We start from the raw sequence: 18,719 nt of genomic DNA on the forward strand, positions 1-18,719 counted from the left end.
TCAAGCGCGACTCTGGATGTCATGGACGTCACCGCGTTACCATCGGGCCGTGACCACCCTCGCCCAGCGCAAACGCCAGCTCGTCGCGACCGAGCTCACCGAGGCGGCGCTCCAGCTGCTCGCCCTCCGGGGCTTCGACGCGGTGACCGTCGACGAGATCGCGACCACCGCGGGAGTCTCCAAGCGGACCTTCTTCCGGTACTTCGCGTCCAAGGAGGACGTGGTCGTCCAGTTCCTGGCCGGCATGGGCGCCGACATGCGCGCGGGGCTCGCCGCCCGGCCCGCCGCGGAGCGCCCCTCCGAGGCGCTGCTCCACACCGTCTCCGTACCGCTGGCGGCCTGCGGCGACCACGCCGAGCGCGCGCTGCCGGTGGTCCGGCTGATCCTGCGGACGCCCGCACTGCTCGCCCGCTTCCTGGAGCACCAGGCCCGATGGCGGGAGGAGCTGACGGAGGAGCTGGCCGCCCGGCTCGGGCGCGATCCCGGGACCGACCTCTATCCCCGGCTCGCGGCGGGCATGGCCCTGGCCGCCTTCGACGCCGTACTGCACCGGTGGAGCGGGGGCGAGGGCGCCGAGGATCCCGGCGCGCTGATCCGGGAGGCCTTCACGGTGCTCGCGCCCGCGCTGGATTCCGTAAGGGAGTAAAAAAGTGGGCCGGGTCCGCGTGATGCGGATCCGGCCCACCTCTACGGGGGTGCGGAGCGGTCAGCCCAGCGCCAGCCAGGCGACGGCCGCCAGGACGACGATCACGGCGACGACGCCCACGATCAGGCCGACCCGGGGGCCGCCCGACGCGGCCGCGGCCTGCGGCTGCTGCCGCTGCGGGGTGCCCTCGTCGACGAAGGCGCGGAACATCTGCGTGCTGCCGGCGGGGTCGTAGCCCTCGGGACCCTGAGGGGGCTGGCCCTGGCCGTACGGTGCTTGGGGGTTGTGTGCCATGGGCCAGGACCCTAGCGAAGTCGGGGTGGGGGCCCAAGCCCCGGCACCGACCGTCCGCCTTTGCCGATTCTTTAGCGCCGTTTGACCGATTTAGTTTGCCTGAAGCAACCATCCATCTCTATGGTTGCCCTAAGCAACAAGATGGACGGGGGTGCCCGATGGCGACACGGAACAGGTACGAGGAACTCGCCCGCTCGGTGAGCGCGATCGGAGCCGTCAAGCGCGGACTCGCCCGCGCCCTGCCCGTCGAATGCCAGGGCGGCTCGGCGGCCGTGCTCGCCCTGGTCAACCACCACGGCGACATGCGGATGAGCCGCCTCGCCGAACTCATGGCCGTCGACATGTCCGTGTGCAGCCGCCATGTGGCCCACACGGTGGAACACGGCTGGATCGAGCGCCTGCCCGACCCGGACGACAAGCGCTCCCGCATCCTGCGGCTCACGGAACCGGGCCACGCGATGCTCGGCGAGCTCGACCGCCGGGTGACCGATGCCTTCTCCCGCCACCTCACGGAGTGGTCCGACGACGACGTCGAACTCCTCACCCACCTGTTGACCCGCCTCCGCGACTCCTTCGGGGACTGCCGGGCCCAGGCCCACCACGCTTGAGAAAAAGGAAGTTCATGGCTACGACCACGCCCGACACCGGTGCGCGGGACGGCGTCACCGGTACCGGCGGTGGCGGCGACTCCGCCCCGATGACGCACCGGCAGATCATGGAGGCGCTGTCCGGGCTGCTGCTCGGCATGTTCGTCGCCATCCTGTCCTCGACGATCGTCTCCAACGCCCTCCCCCAGATCATCACCGACCTGGACGGCGGCCAGTCCGCCTACACCTGGGTGGTGACCGCCGCCCTCCTGGCGATGACCGCGACCACCCCGCTCTGGGGCAAGCTCGCCGACCTCTTCTCCAAGAAGCTGCTCGTCCAGATAGCCCTGGTCATCTACGTCGCGGGCTCGGTCGTCGCCGGCCTCTCGCAGAGCACCGGCATGCTCATCGCCTGCCGTGTCGTCCAGGGCATCGGCGTCGGCGGTCTGACCGCCCTCTCCCAGATCATCCTGGCCGCGATGATCGCCCCGCGTGAGCGCGGCCGCTACAGCGGCTACCTCGGCGCGACCTTCGCCGTCGCCACCGTCGGCGGCCCGCTGCTCGGCGGCGTCATCACCGACACGGACTGGCTCGGCTGGCGCTGGTGCTTCTACGTCGGCGTGCCCTTCGCGATCATCGCCCTGATCGTCCTGCAGAAGACCCTGAAGCTCCCCGTCGTGAAGCGTCAGGTCAAGGTCGACTGGGCCGGCGCCTTCTTCATCAGCGCCGCCGTCTCCCTGCTCCTCATCTGGGTCACCTTCGCGGGCGACAAGTACGACTGGATGTCCTGGCAGACGGCCGCCATGGTCGGCGGCTCGGTCCTCCTCGGCGCGGTCTTCGTGCTCGTCGAGTCCAGGGCGAGCGAGCCGATCATCCCGCTCCGCCTCTTCCGCAACCGGACGATCACCCTCGCCTCGCTCGCCTCGCTCTTCGTGGGTGTCGCGATGTTCGCCGGCACGGTCTTCTTCAGCCAGTACTTCCAGCTGGCGCGGAACGAGTCGCCGACGATGTCCGGCGTCCTCACGATCCCGATGATCGGCGGCCTGTTCATCTCCTCCACCGTCTCCGGCCTGGTCATCACCAAGACCGGACGCTGGAAGGCGTGGCTGGTCAGCGGTGGCGCCCTGGCCGCCGGCGGCCTCGGCCTGCTCGGCACGATCCGCTACGACACGGCGTACTGGCACATCGCGATCTTCATGGCGGTCCTCGGCCTCGGCCTCGGCATGATGATGCAGAACCTGGTGCTCTGCACCCAGAACCAGGTGGCCCCCGCCGACCTCGGCTCCGCCTCCTCCGTCGTCACCTTCTTCCGCTCCCTGGGCGGTGCGATCGGTGTCTCGGCGCTCGGCGCGGTCATGGCCCACCGGGTCACGGACTACGTCAAGGAAGGCCTGACCGAGCTCGGCCCGAAGGCCGCGGCCGCCCTGGGCAAGGGCGGCTCCGGCGGCGGCATCCCCGACATGGACAAGCTGCCGGCCCCGATCCGCACGGTCATGGAGGACGCGTACGGCCACGGTGTCGCCGACGTCTTCCTCTACTCGGCGCCGTTCGCGCTGCTCGCCTTCGTGGTGACGCTGTTCATCAAGGAAGTCGCGCTGAAGAGCAACACGGTGAAGGCGGAAGCCGAGTAACAGAGCTCCCGGGCGCGCTTCGAGCGGAGGCGCGACCGGGTCCGGTACGGAGCGGCGGGCAGGGGACGGCCCGCCGCTCCGTCATTTCTCCGTACGGCGCGCGGCTCCGTCACTTTCGTACGGCGCGCGGCTCCGTCGCTTTCGTACGATGCGCCGCTCCGTCATTTCTCCGTACGGCGCGCCTCTTCGGTCTCGCGCGCGACCATGACCTCGATGCCGGCGATCAGGACGTCCAGGGCGTAGCCGAAGTCCCGGTCCCAGATCTCGCTGAGGCTGTCGTGCGAGGTCCGCTCGTCGAGGATCTCCCTCAGGCCCTCGATCTGGTCCGTGAGGTCCGGGTCGTCGCGGAAGGCGTTCACCGAGTCCACGTAGAACTCGTCCTGCGACATCCCGGCCTCCGCCGCGCGCCGGCCGAACTGGGACTCGATCGTCCCGTAGCCGTACACGAACTGGAAGACCGCCGACATCGCGCTCGGCCTGCGGTCGAGCGACAGGCCGGTCTCCGCGACCGTGTCGTGGATCTTCTGGCCGACGGCGATCGCGTTCGGGCCGATGTTCAGGTACTGGCCGGCGCTCGGCGACATCCACCCGTGGCGGACCAGCATCCGCCGGTAGTCCAGGGCGAGCAGGCGGATCCGCTCCTGCCAGTCCGCGGCGGCGTCGACCGCCGCGAGGTCGATCTCCCCGTAGACGCTGTCCATGGCGTACTCGAGGATGTCGTCCTTGGTGTCCACGTACCAGTACAGGGACATCGCGGTGACGTTCAGCTCGGTCGCGAGCTTGCGCATCGACAGCTTGGCCAGGCCCTCCTCGTCGAGCATCCGGATCGAGGCGGCGACGATCCGGTCCCGGTCGAGCCCGGCCGGGCCACCGCCGCCGCGGGCGGCCCTCTTCTCCAGCCAGACGCTGGAACGCGCCGGGTTCTTGGCCCGATCGGCTGCCTTGACCATCGCGTTCCTCCGTCTGTCAGCTGTCCGTCACCATGCTAGGCAGCGACCGGCTGCTCGGACGTCACGGCCTTCTCCGCGCGCTCGGCCCGCTTGAGCAGGGCCGCCGCGAGCAGACCGCCGGCGAAGACGGCGATCGCACCGACCAGCTGGCTGGTCTGGAGGCCGGAGGCGAAGGCGTCCGAGATCTGCCGGCGCTCGGCCTCGCCGCCGGCGGCGGCCAGGGCGGCGGGGAGGGAGGTCGCGGTGACGGCGACGAGGGCGGCGAAGCGGGCGTTGAGCACGGCTCCGAGGACGGCGACGCCCAGGCCGTTGCCGAACTCGGCCAGGGTGCCGTTGATCCCGGCGCCCACGCCCGCCTTCTCCGGCGGGATCGCGCTCATGATCGCGTTGGCCATGGCCGGGTTGGCGACGGCGAGGCCGATGCCCATCAGGACCAGGCCGAGGAGCATGCCCCAGTAGGTGCCGTCCGTGCCGCCGCCGAGCAGGGCGATCGAGCCGAGCCCGGCCGCCACCAGGGTCATGCCGACGGCCACCGTGGTCGGGGTGCCGAGCTTCGTCACGATCCGCGGGCCGACGCCGGTGAGGTTGAGCGCGACGACGGTCAGCGCGAGCGGCGCCATCCGCAGACCGGCTTCGAGCGGCTCGTAGCCGAGGACGAACTGCAGGTGCTGGGTGAGCAGGAAGAGCGAGCCGCCCATGCCGAACATGACCAGGATCGCGCCGGCGACCGCGCCCACGAACTTCTCGTTGCGGAAGAAGTGCATGTCGAGCATCGGGTACGGGGTGTGCAGCTCCCACAGCGCGAAGGCGGCGAGGACGGCGGCGCCGATCGCGGCCGGGACGAGCACCTCGGCCGAGGTCCAGCCGTGCGCGGGACCCGTGATGATCGCGTACACGGCGGCGGTCATGCCGATGGTGGAGAGCAGCGCGCCGAGCAGGTCGGGGCGCTCGCCCTGGGGGTTCTTGGACTCGGGGACGAGCTTGAGGACGGCGGCGAGCGCCACGACCGCGACCGGAAGGTTGATCAGGAAGATCATTCCCCACCAGTAGTGGTTCAGGATCACTCCGCCGATCAGCGGGCCGGCGGCGAAGCCGAGGGAGGCGACGGTGGCCCAGATCGCGATGGCCTTGACCCGCTCGGCGTCGCCGAAGATCTGCATCACGACGGCGAGGGTGGTGGTCATCAGGAGCGCGCCGCCGACGCCCATGCCCGCGCGGGCGGCGATCAGCTGCGCGGTGGAGTCGGCGAGGCCGGCGGCGAGGGAGCCGAGGCCGAAGAGTGCGAGACCGGCGGCGAGGAGCTTCTTGCGGCCGTAGCGGTCGGCGGCGTTGCCGGCGGTGAGCAGCAGGCCGGACTGGACGAGCGAGTACGCGTTGATCATCCACTGGATGTCGGAGGTGGAGGCGTGGAGCTCGGAGGTCAGCGAGGGGATGGCGACGCTGAGCACGGTGTTGTCGAGCAGCACGGTGAGCTGGGCGAGACAGATGACGCCGAGGATCAGCCAGCGCTGTGGGTGGCCACCGGTGGGCGTGGTCGACGCCGTCATGGCAGGACTCCTTATACGGTGTACGGGAGCAGGTCTCGTACACCGTACAAGGAGTCTCGTACGCTGTATAGGGATTATTTTCCGGGGGCTACTTCTCGCTGGTCAGGTCGTAGAAGGTGGAGCTGCCGACGGTGACCTTCTCGAAGGTGTCCTCGACCCACGAGGTGATCGCGCTGCCGCCGCCCATCCCGCCGCCCGAGGCGATGAAGTAGTGGATCCTGCCCTCGGCGACGTACTGCTTGAACTGCGCGAGCGTCGGGGACGGGTCGCTTCCGTTGAAGCCGCCGATCGCCATCACGGGCTTCTCGGTGGCGAGCTGGTAGCTGGCGGCGTTCTGGGCGCCGACGGCCGCCGCGACCCAGGTGTACGAGTCGGCGTCCTTGAGGAGGGCCTCCTTGGCCTCGGTACCGACGTTCGCGCCGTTGAGCAGACCGCCCAGGCCACCGTTCATGCCGCCGCGCTCACTGTCACGACCGTCGCCGGGGGTCTGGCCGTTGCCGGGCATCTGACCGGCGGGGGTTTGGCCGTTGCCGGGCATCTGACCGCCGGGAGCCTGGCCGTTGCCGGGGGCCTGACCCCCGCCCGGGGCCTGGCCGGTCTGCGGCTGACCACCCGGAGCCTGGCCGTCGCCCGGCGCCTGACCACCGGGAGCCTGACCGACGAAGACCATCCGGCCGTTCATCGGACCCCGGCCACCGCCCATGCCGCCGCCCGCCGGGCCCGCCGTCACGATCGAGCCCTGGTGGCCGCTGTCCACCGTCGCCAGGGTGTACGCGAACGGCCCCGCGAGCCCCGCCGCCAGGCCGAGGCCCGCCACCGCGAGCCCGAGCCGCCGGTCGACCCGGCCCGCGAGCAGCAGCCCGAGCGTGGCGACCGCGCCCGCCACCAGGACCGTCCAGCGCAGCCACGGCAGCCAGTCCGGCGTACGGCCGAGCAGCGTCCACGCCCACCAGGCCGTCACCGCCACTGTCACGGCGAGCGCCGCCGAAGCGAGCCACCGGGTCCGCTCCTCCCACAGCACCGCCGCGCCCATGCCGACGATCGCCGCGACGTACGGGGCCAGGGCCACCGTGTAGTACTCGTGGAAGATGCCGGCCATGAAGCTGAACACGACGAGCGTCATGAGCAGCGAACCGCCCCACACCAGGAACGCGGAACGTGCCGTGTCCGTCCGGGACGCCCGCCGGGTGACGACGAGCCCCGCGACGAGCAGAAGCAGCGCGGTCGGCAGCAGCCAGGAGATCTGACCGCCGACCTGGTCGTTGAACATGCGGCCGATGCCGGTCTCGCCCCAGCCGCCACCGGCACCGCCGGCGCGACCGGGCAGCTCCGCGCCTGCGGGCAGATCCATTCCCATGCCGCCGCCGCGCCCCCCGCCACCGACGCTGCCGGTCTCGTTGCCGTTGATCCGGCCGAGGCCGTTGTAGCCGAAGGTCAGCTCCAGGAAGCTGTTGTTCTGCGAGCCACCGACGTACGGACGGGAGGACTTCGGCCACAGCTCGACCGCGGCCACCCACCAGCCCGCCGAGACGAGCATCGCGAGCCCGCCCAGGCCGAGCCGGCCGAGCCGCCGCACGAAGCCGCCCGGCGCGCACGCCACGTACACGAGGGCGAGCGCCGGCAGGATCAGGAAGGCCTGGAGGGTCTTCGCGAGGAAGGCGAAGCCGAAGGCCACGCCCGCCCACACGAGCCACCTCGCCGCGCCCTTGTCCAGCTCCAGGGCGCGCAGCACGCAGTACACCGCGACCGTCATGAGCAGCGCGAGCAGCGCGTCCGGGTTGTTGAAGCGGAACATCAGGGCGGCCACCGGCGTCAGCGCGAGGACCGCGCCCGCGATCAGGCCCGCGCCCGCGCCGAACCGGCGCCGGACGGCCGCGTACAGCACGGCGACCGTGCCCACGCCCATGAGCACCTCGGGCACGAGGATCTGCCAGGAGCCGAGCCCGAAGAGGCGGACGGACAGGGCCATCGGCCAGAGCGCGGCCGGCGGCTTGTCGACGGTGATGGCGTTGGCCGCGTCGAGGGAGCCGAAGAAGAAGGCCTTCCAGCTCTCGCCGCCCGCCTGGACGGCGGCGGAGTAGAAGGAGTTGGCGTAACCGGAGGCGCTCAGGTTCCACAGGTAGAGCAGCGTGGTGGCGGCCAGCAGGCCGAGGAAGGCGGGCCGGACCCAGGGGGCGTCCTCGGCGCGGCCGCGCCACAGCCGGGCGAGCCGGCCGCTGCGGGGCGCCGCATGGACGGCGGTGGGCGGAGTGGTCATCGTTCGTTCCTTGCTGAAGCGCGGTCCGGGAAGACCCAGAGCCGGAAGAGGAGGAAGCGCAGGACGGTCGCGGCGAGGTTGGCGACGACCAGGACGGCGAGCTCGGTGGAGTGCGCCGGGTCGCCGGTCGCCGCGCCGAGGGCGGCGAGCGATCCGCTCGTCAGGGCGAGGCCGATGGCGAAGACCACGAGCCCCTGCGCCTGGTGGCGGACGGCCCGGTCCCGGCCCCGTACGCCGAAGGTGAGGCGCCGGTTGGCCGCCGTGTTGGCGACGGCGGAGACGAGGAGGGCGGCGGCGTTGGCGAGCTGCGGGCCGACGCCGAGGCGGAAGGCCGAGTACAGCGCCAGGTAGAAGAGCGTGGACAGGACCCCGACCACGCAGAAGCCGACGAGCTGGCGGGCGAGGCCGCCCGGCACACCGTTCAGTTCGCGGTCCCGGGGGTCGTCGCCGAAGGGCCGGGCGAGCCGGTCGAGGGGCAGCGAACCGGTCGCGAGGGCCCGCCCCACCCGCCAGACGCCCTTGAGGTCGTCGGTGGCGGTCTTCACGATGTGGACGGTCGAGTCGGGGTCGTCGACCCAGTCGACCGGCACCTCGTGGATGCGCAGCCCGGCCCGCTCGGCGAGGACCAGCATCTCGGTGTCGAAGAACCAGCCGGTGTCCTCCACCATCGGCAGCAGCCGCTCGGCGACCTCCCTCCGTATGGCCTTGAAGCCGCACTGCGCGTCGGAGAACCGGGCGGCGAGCGAGGAGCGCAGGATCAGGTTGTAGGCGCGCGAGATGAACTCCCGCTTCGGCCCGCGCACCACCCGCGAGGAGCGGGCGAGCCGGGAGCCGATCGCCAGGTCCGAGTGGCCGGAGATGAGCGGCGCGACCAGCGGGAGCAGCGCGTTGAGGTCGGTGGACAGATCCACGTCCATGTAGGCGAGGACGGGCGCGTCCGAGGCCGACCACACGGTCCGCAGCGCCCGGCCGCGGCCCTTCTGCTCGAGCCGTACGGAGCGCACCTCGGGCAGCTCGGCGGCGAGGGCGGCGGCGACGTCGGGTGTGGTGTCGGTGGAGGCGTTGTCGGCGACGGTGATGCGGAAGCCGTACGGGAAGGTCCGGAGGAGGTGCTCGTGGAGCCGGCGGACGCACGGCTCCAGGTCCTTCTCCTCGTTGTAGACGGGGACGACCACGTCCAGGACGGGCCGTCCGGCCACGTTCACCGGCAGGTGATCCCGGGCGGGAAGGGCTTCCCCGAGGGTTTGGGTTCGCATGCCCCGACATTCGCCGGGGCCGCTGTCACGGCTGTGTGATGAGCCTGTGGCCTGCCTGTGAGTCCTGGTCGGCAGGCAGGCGCACGGTGAAGACGGTCCGGCCGGGGACGCTCTCGACGGTCACCTCTCCGCCGTGGGCGAGCACGACCGCGCGGACGATGGCGAGGCCGAGGCCGGTGGATCCGGCGTGCCGGGAGCGGGAGGCGTCGCCGCGCGCGAAGCGTTCGAAGACGGCGGGAAGCAGCTCGGGCGGGATGCCGGGGCCGTCGTCCTCGATCTCGACGAGCGTCGCCGCGGAGTCGCCGCGGACGCGCGCGGTGACCTTGGTCCCGGGCGGGGTGTGGGTGCGGGCGTTGGCGAGGAGGTTGACCAGGACCTGCTGGAGCCGGGCGCCGTCGGCCCGTACGAGCGCGCCTGACGTGGGCAGTTCGAGACGCCAGTGGTGGTCGGGCCCTGCGGCGCGGGCGTCGCTGACGGCGTCCACGACGAGCGGGACGAGGTCGACGGTCTCGTACGAGAGGGGGCGTCCTGCGTCGAGCCGGGCGAGCAGCAGGAGGTCCTCGACCAGGCCAGTCATCCGGGCGGCCTCGGACTCGATGCGGTAGAGCGCGTGCCGGGTGTCGGGGCCGCACTCCTCACCGCCGCGCCGGGTGAGTTCCGCGTACCCCCGGATCGAGGCGAGCGGGGTGCGCAGCTCGTGGCTGGCGTCCGCGACGAACTGCCGCACCCGGGTCTCGCTCTGCTGGCGGGCGTCGAGGGCGGAGTGGACGTGGTCGAGCATCCGGTTGAGGGCCGCGCCGACCTGACCGACCTCGGTGCGCGGGTCGGCCTCGGCCTCAGGAACGCGCTGATGGAGCGCCACTTCCCCGCTGTGCAGCGGGAGTCTGGCGACCTGACGGGCGGTGATGGCCACCCGTCGCAGCGGGCGGAGGGCGACCCGGACGAGCACGGTCCCGGCGAGCGAGGCCGCGACGAGCCCGGCGCCGGTGACGCTCAGCTCGACGAGGACGAGGGTGGAGAGGGCGTCCTCGACCTCGGTCAGGGGGATGCCGGTGAGGAACTCGCCGTGGGCCCCGGCGGCGTACTCGACCCGGTACGAGCCGAGCCCGCCGGGCAGGTCGACGGTGTGCGGCCGGCCGTCCCGGGGGACGGTGGCGAGGGCGGCCCGCTGGGCCGCGTCGAGTGCCTTGATCCGGAACTGCACGCCGTACGCACCACTGTCCTCGGTCTCCGCCTGGAATCCGGCGGAGGAGACGCCGTCGTCCGTGAGGACGGCCCCGAGCGTGCCGTTCGGCACGCCCGGCCCGACGACGAAGGCCAGCGGCTCCCGGTCCCGCACGGGATCGGGCGCGCCCATGGCGCTGGGCGGCCCGGCGGCCCGGTTCGAGACGGCCCGCACCTGCTCGTCGGCCTGGTCGTACAGGTACGAGCGGAACGCGATCGTCGTCACCGTGCCGATCACCGCCGCGACGACCGCGATCAGCGCGACCGCGGAGACGACGAGCCGCGTCCGCAGCGACCACGGCCGCCGGCGTCGTATGCGCACGGGTCCTACTCCCCCGGCTTGATCAGATAGCCCGCCCCGCGCCTGGTGTGGATCATCGGCGAGCGGCCCGCGTCGATCTTCCGGCGCAGATAGGAGATGTAGAGCTCGACGACATTGGCCTGGCCGCCGAAGTCGTACGACCACACGCGGTCGAGGATCTGCGCCTTGCTGAGCACCCGGCGCGGATTGCGCATGAGGTAGCGCAGCAGCTCGAACTCGGTCGCGGTGAGATGGATCGAGTCACCGCCCCGGGTGACCTCGTGACTGTCCTCGTCGAGGGTCAGGTCCCCCACGGCGAGCAGGGACTCGCTGCGCGTCTGCGCGGCCCCGGACCTGCGGATGAGGCCGCGCAGCCGGGCCACGACCTCCTCCAGGCTGAAGGGCTTGGTGACGTAGTCGTCGCCACCGGCGGTGAGCCCGGCGATGCGGTCCTCGACGGCGTCCTTCGCGGTCAGGAACAGCACGGGGACATCGGGCAGCTCGCGGCGGATCGAGCCCAGCAGGCTCAGTCCGTCGACGTCCGGGAGCATGATGTCGAGGATGACGACGTCGGGCCGGAACTCACGCACGGAGCGGAGCGCGGCGGCCCCGTCCCCGGCGCTGCGGACCTGCCAGCCCTCGTAGCGCAGGGCCATGGAGAGCAGCTCGGCGAGCGAGGCCTCGTCGTCGACGACGAGCACCCGGACGGCGGTTCCGTCGGCGCGGAGCATGTCGGCGTGGGTGCCGGTGCGGCGTGTGGTGACGGTCATGGCACCACGGTGTCGGCCGCCGCTGAGAGGCCTCTTTCCCTTTCCTGTGAATTCCCTGAGAAAGGGGCGGGAGGCTCAGCGGTGTTTCACGTGAAACAGCGCGGCTCCGTTCTCGTACAGGACGCGCCGGAGCCAGTCGTCCCCGAGCCCGAGACGTTCGAGGGCGTGGAGCTGATGGACGTAGGGATACGGGATGTTCGGGAAGTCCGAGCCGAGGAGGATCCGGTCGCCGAGGTCGAGGAGCCGCTTGCGCTCGACCTCCGGGAAGGGCGCGAGCCGCTCGCTGAAGTCGGTGAAGGCCATGGTGGTGTCGAGGTGGACGCCCTCGTACCGCTGGGCGAGGTCGAGGAACTCGCCGTACTCCGGCATCCCCATGTGGGCGACGATCACCCGCAGCCGGGGGTGGCGGGCGAGCAGCCGCCCCATGGGCCCGGGGCCGGTGAAGTTCCCCGGGGTGGGACCGGAGCCGCAGTGCACGACGACGGGCGTACGGCTGTCGGCGAGCGTCCCCCAGACGGAGTCGAGCCGCGGGTCGCCCGGGTCGAATCCGCCGACCTGGAGGTGCACCTTGAAGACCCGGGCGTCGGCGTCGAGCGCCTGCTGGACGTACGCCTCGACGCCCGGCTCGGGGAAGAAGGTCGCCGTGTGCAGGCAGTCGGGGGTGCGGGCGGCGAAGTCGGCGGCCCAGGAGTTCAGCCAGGCCGCCATGCCGGGCTTGTGCGGGTAGAGCATCGCGGTGAAGGCGACCGCGCCGAACCCGCGCAGGAGGGCGAGCCGGCGCTCCTCCTCCTCGCGGTAGGTGATCGGCCACTCGACGCCGGTCAGGGGCCCGACGGCGTCGAAGTACGCCCAGACCTTGTCGAGGACGTTCTGCGGCATGAAATGCGTGTGCACGTCGACGAACCCGGGGAGCCCGAGCCGCTTCAGCACGGCTTCCGACTCACTCGCGCTCATAGCCGTAGCTCCGCTCGACCTTGCCGATGTGGACGCTGTAGCTGTCGTACCAGTGCTTCCGCCCGTGCGCCTTGGCGGCCTGGTGCTCGGTGTGGAGGCGCCAGGTGTCGAGGGACTCCAGGTCGCGGAAGTAGGCGACGGTGATGCCGATGCCGCCGGGGGTGCGCGCGGACTCGTAGCCGAGGAAGCCGGGGATCTCCCGGACGATCTCCTGCATCCGGGCGCTGGTCTCGGCGTAGCCCTCGGGGGCGTCGGGACGGACGGAGGTGAACACGGCGGTGTAGTAGGGCGGTTCGAGGCCCGCCACCAGCTTCGGGGTCATGTGATCACCCTCGCCGGGTCGGAGGCGGGATGTCCACGGCGGCCGGGGAAAGGGATCCAAGACTTTACGAAGACGGACAGGGCGCGGACGCACGGCCGATCCGCAGCTCAGAAGAGCCCCTCCTGGGCGCTCTCGACCACCGGAACCACCGCTGTCACGGGCACCGAGAAGCCCTCGTCCTGCGCGGCGGCCGCGAGGATCCAGCCGCCCATGAGCCGGGTGTCGAGGGCGAGACAGCGCCCGTCGGGGGCGAGGAGGTGCAGATCGGGGCCTGCGGCGGCGAGCAGCCGCCCGGTGACGACGCCGCCGCCGACGAGCTCGGCGACCGTGCCGTCGAGCGGCGGCAGTCCGTCGAGGTGGAAGGCCTCCACGTGGTCGCGCGCGGCGAACTCCAGCGGCTCCAGGGTCTCCGTCCAGCCGCCGACCTCCCGGGCGCGCCGGTACAGCTCCTCGACCTCGCGGGCCCGGTCCGCGGCGGGCGGCAGGGCGTGCCGGGCGGCCCGCTTCCGCTCGTACGCGACCCGGTCGGGCACGCCGAGGGCCTGCCGCAGGACCTCCTCGGTGCGGCGGGCGGCCATCAGCGGGCCGCGGCCCAGCCAGCTGAACGCGACGGCCCCCTGCTCCAGGAGCCGGGCTTCGCCGCGGGCCTCGGCGGTGATCCCGACCTTGGTCATCCCGGGCCCGAACCAGGCCAGGTAGACGCGGTACGGCTGCGGGTCGTCCAGGAAGGTGTCGGCCGCGACGGAGTGGGCCCGGTCGAGCCGTGCGCACTCCGGGCACCGCCCGCCGGTGGCCCGCCCGGGGACGACGGCCTCCAGGGGGCAGGGATTGCCGCGGGCCCCGGGACACCGCCGGACGCCGACGGCCCGGAAGGCGAGCCGCTGCCCGTACGTGAGCGAGCTGACGCGCCCTCCCCGCCACCGCAGCCCGGGCACGCCGCCGGCCCAGCTGATCCCCCGAGACCACCACTCCACGCCGCCCGCCCCTCCTAAGCTCCCTGAATGCCCAGTCTCCGCCACATCCGCTTCCAGTCTCCGACCAGCGGCCCACGGGGCCACCACCCCGGCGTCTTCGGCCTGACCAACGCGCTGGCCCGGGACGGAAGACTCTCCCCCGAGGAGTGGAGGATCTGGCGCACCTCGAACGACTGGTACGACGCGCACTTCCCGAACCCGACGACGGTGGACCCGACGGTCTACGACCCGGCGGTGAACCCGGGGGCCGCCGCCTGGTTCCGACCGACGGCGACCGAGGCGCTGGCCCGGGTCGCCCCGTACCTGCGGATCCTGCGGGACCACGGCGTGCCCTGCGTGCGCCTGGAGTCGGCGGACCCGGGCCGGATCGTGTACGAGGACGCGTACCAGGTGGTGGCGGTGGGCCGGGTCTCTCAGGGCAGCACGTAGATGCGGGTCCCGTCCGGGCCGGTCTCTCAGGGCAGCACGTAGATGCGGGTCCCGTCCGGGGCCGGTCTGCCCACCTCACGCATGCAGCCGCGTTCGAGGAGGAGCCGGACGCAGTCACGGACGCGTTCGCGGGAGAGGCCGGTGCGGCGGGTGACGTCCTGGGACCGGTAGCGCACCCCGCCCCGCACGAGCGCGGGCGCCAGGCAGGAGGCGACCGTCCGCATGTCCCCGGTGATGGCCCAGGACTCGACGAGCTCCTGCGGGGTGAGCGCGACGGCGGCGCGGGTGCGCTGGCGGGGCACGGCGAGCCGCTCCAGGGAGTCGGCGACCCTGGAGAGGTTCCGCCGGGTCTCGCGGAGCAGCTCCGCGTACTCGACGTGCTCGGCATACGCGACGGCCCCCTCGTCGAACCGCCCCTCAAGGCGGACGAGGACGTCGACGAGCTCCGGCGGCAGCAGGTACCCGGCGTCCACCGGCGAGGGTTCGAGACCGTATCCGCCGTATCGCTGGACCGCCGCCACGACCCCCGCCGTCCACGCCCGGAACGGCCCGGCCTCGGGTCTGCGGCAGGCTCCGACGAGCTGGACGAGCCCCTCCAGGCTCACCATCCGGGTCGCCGCCCGGATCCCGGTGGACCGGCCGGGGCCCGCACCCCCTTCGAGGTCCCGTGCGGCCGCCAGGCACTCCTCGGGCAGCGCCACGGTCCGCAGCGCCTCCCGCGTCCCCGCGTACCCCAGCCGTCTCGCCACGTCCACCACCGGGAACCAGTGGGTGCCGTCCTGCGCGGTCAGCCGCCGCAGGCGCGCTCCTGTGGCGACGTACGCCAGGTCATCGATGTCGATCGCGTCCATCGATCATCACCTCCGCCACGCAAGCTAGGCCGAGGGCATATTCAACTGACATGCAAATCAGACAGGTTCACCCAAAAGGGGAGGGTTTTCGGGTATTTCCCCTAAAACCCTCCCCTCCGCGTGCTTACTTGGCGACGACGCGCTCAGACGCGCTTACTTGGCGACGAACTGCGTGAGGATCGCCTGCACCTCGTAGATGTCGACCCCCTTGGTGAAGGTCTTCGTGACCGGCAGCTGGGTGCCCGAGATCCAGATCTTCAGCTCGGCGTCCAGGTCGAACGTGCCGGCCGTCTCGACGGCGAAGTGCGTGATGCTGCGGTACGGGATCGAGTGGTACTCGACCTTCTTGCCGGTGATCCCCTGCTTGTCGACGAGCACGAGCCGCCGGTCGGTGAAGAAGATCGTGTCGCGGATCAGCAGGTACGCGGCGTGCACCTGCTCCCCCTGGCCGAGCAGCCGCGCGAAGTCCTGCTGCGCCTGCGCCGGATCGATCGCGTGCGCGTTCCCGAAGAGCGCCATGCCCCAAACCCCCACATCGGATGAGAAAGAAAGATCATCCGACCCTAACTCCCGCCCCCCAAGGCCCGCTACGGCCGCGTGCGACCTGCCGTCACGCACCCTCCCCGGACTAAGATCCGGACCATGGCTCTGACCATGAACGACGTGGACCGGTTCGAGGCCTCCCGGCCCCGCCTGGAGGCGATCGCCTACCGCCTCCTCGGCTCGGCGAGCGAGGCCGAGGACGCCGTGCAGGACACCTTCCTGCGCTGGCAGGCCGCCGACGTCGCCCGCGTCGAGGTCCCCGAGGCCTGGCTGACGAAGGTCCTCACCAACCTGTGCCTCAATCAGCTCACCTCGGCCCGCGCCCGCCGCGAGACCTACGTGGGCGAGTGGCTGCCCGAACCCCTGCTCGCCGGCGACCCGATGCTCGGCCCCGCCGACACCGCCGAGCAGCGCGAATCCGTCTCGTACGCGGTTCTGGCCGTCATGGAGCGCCTCTCCCCCAACGAGCGCGCGGTGTACGTCCTCCGGGAGGCCTTCGACTACCCGCACCGGGAGATCGCCGAGATCCTCGACATCAGCGAGGCCGCCAGCCAGCAGATCTTCCACCGCGCCAAGAAGCACGTCGCCGACGGCAGGGCCCGCACCGAGATCGACGAGGCCGAGGCGCGGCGGATCGTCGAGGAGTTCCTCGCGGCGGCCACCAGCGGCCACACCGAGCCGCTCGTACGGCTGCTCACGGGCGACGCCGTCGCGATCGGCGACGGCGGGGGCAAGGTCCCGGCGCGCGCGAAGGCGTTCGAGGGCGCGCTCGCGGTGGCGACGTTCATGCGGGGCCTGTTCAAGCCCGGCATCGCCAAGCGCAAGGTGATCGGCGGTTCGCCCGACGTCTACGCCACGACCGCGAACGGCGTCCCCGCCGTGGTGGCCGTGCTCGACGGCCGGGTCGTCGGCATCATGTGCCTGCAGGTCACGGCCGAGGGCATCACCGCCTTCCGGAACCAGGTGAACCCGGACAAGCTCGAGCGCGCGACGAGGCACTGGGCGACGACGGACCACGGAGCACCACTCCTGGAAGCGGCCTTCTGACCCCACCCCATCCGATGTGACCCAGCTCACATCCCACTCCTGTCAGGAATCGTCGGGCTGCCCGGTTCAAGGGGCGAAACCGCGTGAGACAGGAGCAGGGACATGCAGCAGCACCGGATCATCGTCCTCGGGGCCGGCTACACCGGAGCCATCGCCGCCGGACGCCTCGCCAAGCAGCTCCACAGCGAGGACGTCGCCATCACCCTCGTCAACGCCGAGCCCGACTTCGTCGAGCGCGTCCGGCTGCACCAGCTGGCGGTCGGCCAGGAGCTCACGCCCCGGCCCTTCAGCGAGATGTTCGCGGGAACGGGCGTCGAACTGAAGCTGGCGACGGTGACAGCGGTCGACGCCGACCGGAAGACCGTCTCCGTCACGACCGGAAACGGCGCCGAAGCCCTCCCCTACGACACCCTCGTGTACGCCCTCGGCAGCGGCTGGGACACCCAGGGAGTCCCCGGCACGGCCGAGCACGCCCACGAGCTCTCCAGCCGCCCCGGAGCGCTCCGGCTGCGCGAGCGCCTGGCCGCCCTGGAGGCCGGGCAGTCCGTGGTCGTCGTCGGCGGCGGCCTCACCGGCCTGGAGGCGGCGACCGAGATCGCCGAGGCCCGCCCCGACCTCGACGTCGCGCTCGCCGCCCGCGGCGGACTCGGCGACTGGCTCTCGGACAAGGGCCGCGCGCACGTACGGAAGGTCTTCGCCGGCCTCGGCATCACGGCGCACGAGCACACCGCGGTCACGGCGGTCGAGGCGGACCGGGTCACCACGCCCCAGGGCTCGGTCCCGGCCGCGGTCACCGTCTGGACCACCGGCTTCGCGGTGCACCCGATCGCACGGGCCACCACCCTGGAGGTCACCGACACCGGCCGGATCGTGGTGGACGAGACGATGCGCTCGGTCTCCCACCCGGACGTGTACGCCGTCGGCGACGCGGCCCTGGCCATGGGCCCCGGCGACAAGCCGCTCCGGATGTCGTGCGCCTCGGGCACCCCGATGGCCTGGCAGGCGGCCGACGCCATCGCGGCCCGCCTGACGGGCGGAAAGCTCCCGAAGACGCAGCCGCGCTACTTCAACCAGTGCATCTCGCTGGGCCGCAGGGAAGGCCTGATCCAGTACGTCACCGCCGACGACCGCTCGGTCCGCGCGGCCCTGACCGGCCGGTTCGCCGCCGGCTACAAGGAACTGGTCTGCAAGGGCGCGGCCTGGGGCGTGGCCAACCCGAAGCTCGGCATCCCGACCCGCCGCCGCCGCATCCTCCGCACCCCCGTCACCCCGGCCGCCCCGGCCCGGGCCACGGCCTGACCCCCGTAAGGCGAAGACCCCGAGGGCATCCAGGGAAAACCTCTGGAGGCACCTCGGGGTCTTCGCCCTGCCGCACACGCGGCTTCGCGCCTACGCCGAAGGGGCGGCGACGGTCAACGCGTAGTCCACACCGGTCGAGAAGTCGCCCGCGTTCCCCCGGATCCGCAGCTCGTGCTTCCCGGGGGCCAGGGCGGGCAGCTGGAACCAGAGCCCGCACCCGACGGTGGCGAAGGTCCCTCCCTCTCCGGTGACCGCGTTCCCCCGGACGCTCCGCACCGTGATCGGATCACCCTTACGGGTCTCCGGCGTGACCGCCTTGCCATCGAGGACCACGCTCCCCCGAGCGCTGCGCATGAAGTCCTCACATTGCGAAGGGTCTCCGAAGGTATTGACGACGGGAGCGGCGATCGGCCGCCCGGCGGGAACCTCGCACACCCGCTCGACCTGTCCACCGAAGGTGCCGGCCAGGAACCACACGTCCCGCGGCTGATTCCGCCCGCACAGACTCCCGTCCGGGTCGGCGACGGGACTGGTCCCCTCGGGCTCCGAAGCCGCCCACGACCACCACCGCCCCTGCAGCTCGACAGCGGACAGCCGCACACCCGCCGCCGGGGTCGGGGCGCCACCCGCCGACGGGGACGCGGTGCCACCCGCGGAGGGGGCCACAGAGCCACCCGCCGACGCCGACGCGGCGCCACCCGCCGGCGTCCGCCCGGCCGCACCGCCCGGGTCGGCAGCCTCCTGCGCCCCGCAGCCCGCCACCGCGGCCACGACGACGACGGTCAACCCCGCCGCCCCCACTCTCCACTTCACATGGCTCCCCTGGCCGTTCGCTCC

At 72.1% G+C, this 18,719-nt stretch carries 19 protein-coding genes; 6 read left to right on the forward strand and 13 right to left on the reverse strand.

The genetic code is table 11. The features are described from left to right. The first annotated feature begins 16 nt into the window (after positions 1-16). Complete coding sequence (locus AC07AW_RS35645; RefSeq protein ID WP_478819607.1) at positions 17-646, forward strand: TetR family transcriptional regulator; 630 nt, start codon at positions 17-19, stop codon at positions 644-646. Positions 647-706: 60 nt separating this feature from the next. On the opposite strand, the gene AC07AW_RS35650 is transcribed toward AC07AW_RS35645, so the two are convergent. Then, the gene (locus AC07AW_RS35650; RefSeq protein ID WP_030685489.1) at positions 707-940 is read right to left on the reverse strand and encodes a hypothetical protein; all 234 of its coding nucleotides are present in this window, start codon (positions 938-940) and stop codon (positions 707-709) included. Positions 941-1,098: 158 nt separating this feature from the next. On the opposite strand from AC07AW_RS35650, the gene AC07AW_RS35655 reads away from it, so the two are divergent. Both AC07AW_RS35655 and AC07AW_RS35660 read left to right on the forward strand, forming a co-directional pair. Continuing rightward, on the forward strand, positions 1,099-1,548 hold the full coding sequence (locus AC07AW_RS35655; RefSeq protein ID WP_478819608.1) for a MarR family winged helix-turn-helix transcriptional regulator: 450 nt from the start codon (positions 1,099-1,101) through the stop codon (positions 1,546-1,548). An 89-nt stretch (positions 1,549-1,637) separates the two neighbouring features. Continuing rightward, positions 1,638-3,158, forward strand: coding sequence for an MDR family MFS transporter (locus tag AC07AW_RS35660; protein ID WP_478819675.1), 1,521 nt, complete (start codon positions 1,638-1,640; stop codon positions 3,156-3,158). Positions 3,159-3,319: 161 nt separating this feature from the next. Here AC07AW_RS35660 and AC07AW_RS35665 read toward each other — a convergent pair whose 3' ends face one another. From AC07AW_RS35665 to AC07AW_RS35705, 9 genes are all read right to left on the reverse strand, one after another. Further along, the gene (locus tag AC07AW_RS35665) at positions 3,320-4,108 is read right to left on the reverse strand and encodes a TetR/AcrR family transcriptional regulator (RefSeq protein WP_478819609.1); all 789 of its coding nucleotides are present in this window, start codon (positions 4,106-4,108) and stop codon (positions 3,320-3,322) included. A gap of 35 nt (positions 4,109-4,143) precedes the next feature. Next, complete coding sequence (locus tag AC07AW_RS35670) at positions 4,144-5,655, reverse strand: MFS transporter (protein WP_478819610.1); 1,512 nt, start codon at positions 5,653-5,655, stop codon at positions 4,144-4,146. A gap of 88 nt (positions 5,656-5,743) precedes the next feature. Next, entirely contained in the window at positions 5,744-7,912 is a 2,169-nt protein-coding gene (locus tag AC07AW_RS35675) for an ArnT family glycosyltransferase (RefSeq protein ID WP_478819611.1), read from the reverse strand. Further along, positions 7,909-9,168 carry a bifunctional glycosyltransferase family 2/GtrA family protein gene (locus tag AC07AW_RS35680; RefSeq protein WP_392159540.1) on the reverse strand — a complete coding sequence of 420 codons (1,260 nt, stop codon included), beginning with the start codon at positions 9,166-9,168 and terminating at the stop codon, positions 7,909-7,911. Before AC07AW_RS35680 ends, AC07AW_RS35675 begins: the two co-directional genes overlap by 4 nt. 25 nt (positions 9,169-9,193) lie before the next feature. Continuing rightward, entirely contained in the window at positions 9,194-10,714 is a 1,521-nt protein-coding gene (locus AC07AW_RS35685) for a sensor histidine kinase (RefSeq protein WP_478819612.1), read from the reverse strand. A gap of 5 nt (positions 10,715-10,719) precedes the next feature. Further along, positions 10,720-11,463, reverse strand: coding sequence for a response regulator transcription factor (locus AC07AW_RS35690; RefSeq protein WP_478819613.1), 744 nt, complete (start codon positions 11,461-11,463; stop codon positions 10,720-10,722). Positions 11,464-11,538: 75 nt separating this feature from the next. Beyond that, on the reverse strand, positions 11,539-12,417 hold the full coding sequence (locus AC07AW_RS35695) for an amidohydrolase family protein (RefSeq protein ID WP_478819614.1): 879 nt from the start codon (positions 12,415-12,417) through the stop codon (positions 11,539-11,541). Continuing rightward, positions 12,404-12,739 carry an antibiotic biosynthesis monooxygenase family protein gene (locus AC07AW_RS35700; RefSeq protein ID WP_478819615.1) on the reverse strand — a complete coding sequence of 112 codons (336 nt, stop codon included), beginning with the start codon at positions 12,737-12,739 and terminating at the stop codon, positions 12,404-12,406. Before AC07AW_RS35700 ends, AC07AW_RS35695 begins: the two co-directional genes overlap by 14 nt. Before the next feature lie 107 nt (positions 12,740-12,846). Further along, positions 12,847-13,713 carry a DUF2797 domain-containing protein gene (locus AC07AW_RS35705; RefSeq protein WP_478819616.1) on the reverse strand — a complete coding sequence of 289 codons (867 nt, stop codon included), beginning with the start codon at positions 13,711-13,713 and terminating at the stop codon, positions 12,847-12,849. Between the two features lie 27 nt (positions 13,714-13,740). On the opposite strand from AC07AW_RS35705, the gene AC07AW_RS35710 reads away from it, so the two are divergent. Continuing rightward, positions 13,741-14,142 carry a hypothetical protein gene (locus tag AC07AW_RS35710; RefSeq protein ID WP_478819617.1) on the forward strand — a complete coding sequence of 134 codons (402 nt, stop codon included), beginning with the start codon at positions 13,741-13,743 and terminating at the stop codon, positions 14,140-14,142. Positions 14,143-14,168: 26 nt separating this feature from the next. On the opposite strand, the gene AC07AW_RS35715 is transcribed toward AC07AW_RS35710, so the two are convergent. Both AC07AW_RS35715 and AC07AW_RS35720 read right to left on the reverse strand, forming a co-directional pair. Further along, the gene (locus AC07AW_RS35715) at positions 14,169-14,993 is read right to left on the reverse strand and encodes a BRO family protein (RefSeq protein WP_478819618.1); all 825 of its coding nucleotides are present in this window, start codon (positions 14,991-14,993) and stop codon (positions 14,169-14,171) included. Between the two features lie 153 nt (positions 14,994-15,146). Next, complete coding sequence (locus tag AC07AW_RS35720) at positions 15,147-15,512, reverse strand: PH domain-containing protein (RefSeq protein ID WP_329856176.1); 366 nt, start codon at positions 15,510-15,512, stop codon at positions 15,147-15,149. Between the two features lie 123 nt (positions 15,513-15,635). On the opposite strand from AC07AW_RS35720, the gene AC07AW_RS35725 reads away from it, so the two are divergent. Further along, positions 15,636-16,583, forward strand: a complete 948-nt coding sequence (locus tag AC07AW_RS35725; protein WP_478819619.1) for an RNA polymerase sigma-70 factor — start codon at positions 15,636-15,638, stop codon at positions 16,581-16,583. A 102-nt stretch (positions 16,584-16,685) separates the two neighbouring features. Further along, on the forward strand, positions 16,686-17,882 hold the full coding sequence (locus AC07AW_RS35730; RefSeq protein ID WP_478819620.1) for an NAD(P)/FAD-dependent oxidoreductase: 1,197 nt from the start codon (positions 16,686-16,688) through the stop codon (positions 17,880-17,882). Between the two features lie 90 nt (positions 17,883-17,972). Here the strand turns inward: AC07AW_RS35730 and AC07AW_RS35735 are convergent, their stop codons facing one another. After that, positions 17,973-18,236, reverse strand: a complete 264-nt coding sequence (locus tag AC07AW_RS35735; protein WP_478819621.1) for a hypothetical protein — start codon at positions 18,234-18,236, stop codon at positions 17,973-17,975. Between the last annotated feature and the right edge of the window lie 483 nt (positions 18,237-18,719).

It is taken from the genome of Streptomyces sp. NPDC044003 (genome assembly GCF_056435185.1).

Excerpts from the sequence above, each read along its gene's own strand:
- AC07AW_RS35700 (WP_478819615.1), bottom strand. The coding sequence starts at position 12,739 with ATGACCCCGAAGCTGGTGGCGGGCCTCGAACCGCCCTACTACACCGCC.
- AC07AW_RS35720 (WP_329856176.1), bottom strand. The coding sequence starts at position 15,512 with ATGGCGCTCTTCGGGAACGCGCACGCGATCGATCCGGCGCAGGCGCAG.
- AC07AW_RS35710 (WP_478819617.1), top strand. The coding sequence starts at position 13,741 with ATGCCCAGTCTCCGCCACATCCGCTTCCAGTCTCCGACCAGCGGCCCA.
- AC07AW_RS35660 (WP_478819675.1), top strand. The coding sequence starts at position 1,638 with ATGACGCACCGGCAGATCATGGAGGCGCTGTCCGGGCTGCTGCTCGGC.
- AC07AW_RS35695 (WP_478819614.1), bottom strand. The coding sequence starts at position 12,417 with ATGAGCGCGAGTGAGTCGGAAGCCGTGCTGAAGCGGCTCGGGCTCCCC.
- AC07AW_RS35730 (WP_478819620.1), top strand. The coding sequence starts at position 16,686 with ATGCAGCAGCACCGGATCATCGTCCTCGGGGCCGGCTACACCGGAGCC.
- AC07AW_RS35690 (WP_478819613.1), bottom strand. The coding sequence starts at position 11,463 with ATGACCGTCACCACACGCCGCACCGGCACCCACGCCGACATGCTCCGC.
- AC07AW_RS35725 (WP_478819619.1), top strand. The coding sequence starts at position 15,636 with ATGGCTCTGACCATGAACGACGTGGACCGGTTCGAGGCCTCCCGGCCC.
- AC07AW_RS35680 (WP_392159540.1), bottom strand. The coding sequence starts at position 9,168 with ATGCGAACCCAAACCCTCGGGGAAGCCCTTCCCGCCCGGGATCACCTG.
- AC07AW_RS35715 (WP_478819618.1), bottom strand. The coding sequence starts at position 14,993 with ATGGACGCGATCGACATCGATGACCTGGCGTACGTCGCCACAGGAGCG.
- AC07AW_RS35650 (WP_030685489.1), bottom strand. The coding sequence starts at position 940 with ATGGCACACAACCCCCAAGCACCGTACGGCCAGGGCCAGCCCCCTCAG.
- AC07AW_RS35655 (WP_478819608.1), top strand. The coding sequence starts at position 1,099 with ATGGCGACACGGAACAGGTACGAGGAACTCGCCCGCTCGGTGAGCGCG.
- AC07AW_RS35645 (WP_478819607.1), top strand. The coding sequence starts at position 17 with ATGTCATGGACGTCACCGCGTTACCATCGGGCCGTGACCACCCTCGCC.
- AC07AW_RS35665 (WP_478819609.1), bottom strand. The coding sequence starts at position 4,108 with ATGGTCAAGGCAGCCGATCGGGCCAAGAACCCGGCGCGTTCCAGCGTC.
- AC07AW_RS35670 (WP_478819610.1), bottom strand. The coding sequence starts at position 5,655 with ATGACGGCGTCGACCACGCCCACCGGTGGCCACCCACAGCGCTGGCTG.
- AC07AW_RS35735 (WP_478819621.1), bottom strand. The coding sequence starts at position 18,236 with ATGCGCAGCGCTCGGGGGAGCGTGGTCCTCGATGGCAAGGCGGTCACG.
- AC07AW_RS35675 (WP_478819611.1), bottom strand. The coding sequence starts at position 7,912 with ATGACCACTCCGCCCACCGCCGTCCATGCGGCGCCCCGCAGCGGCCGG.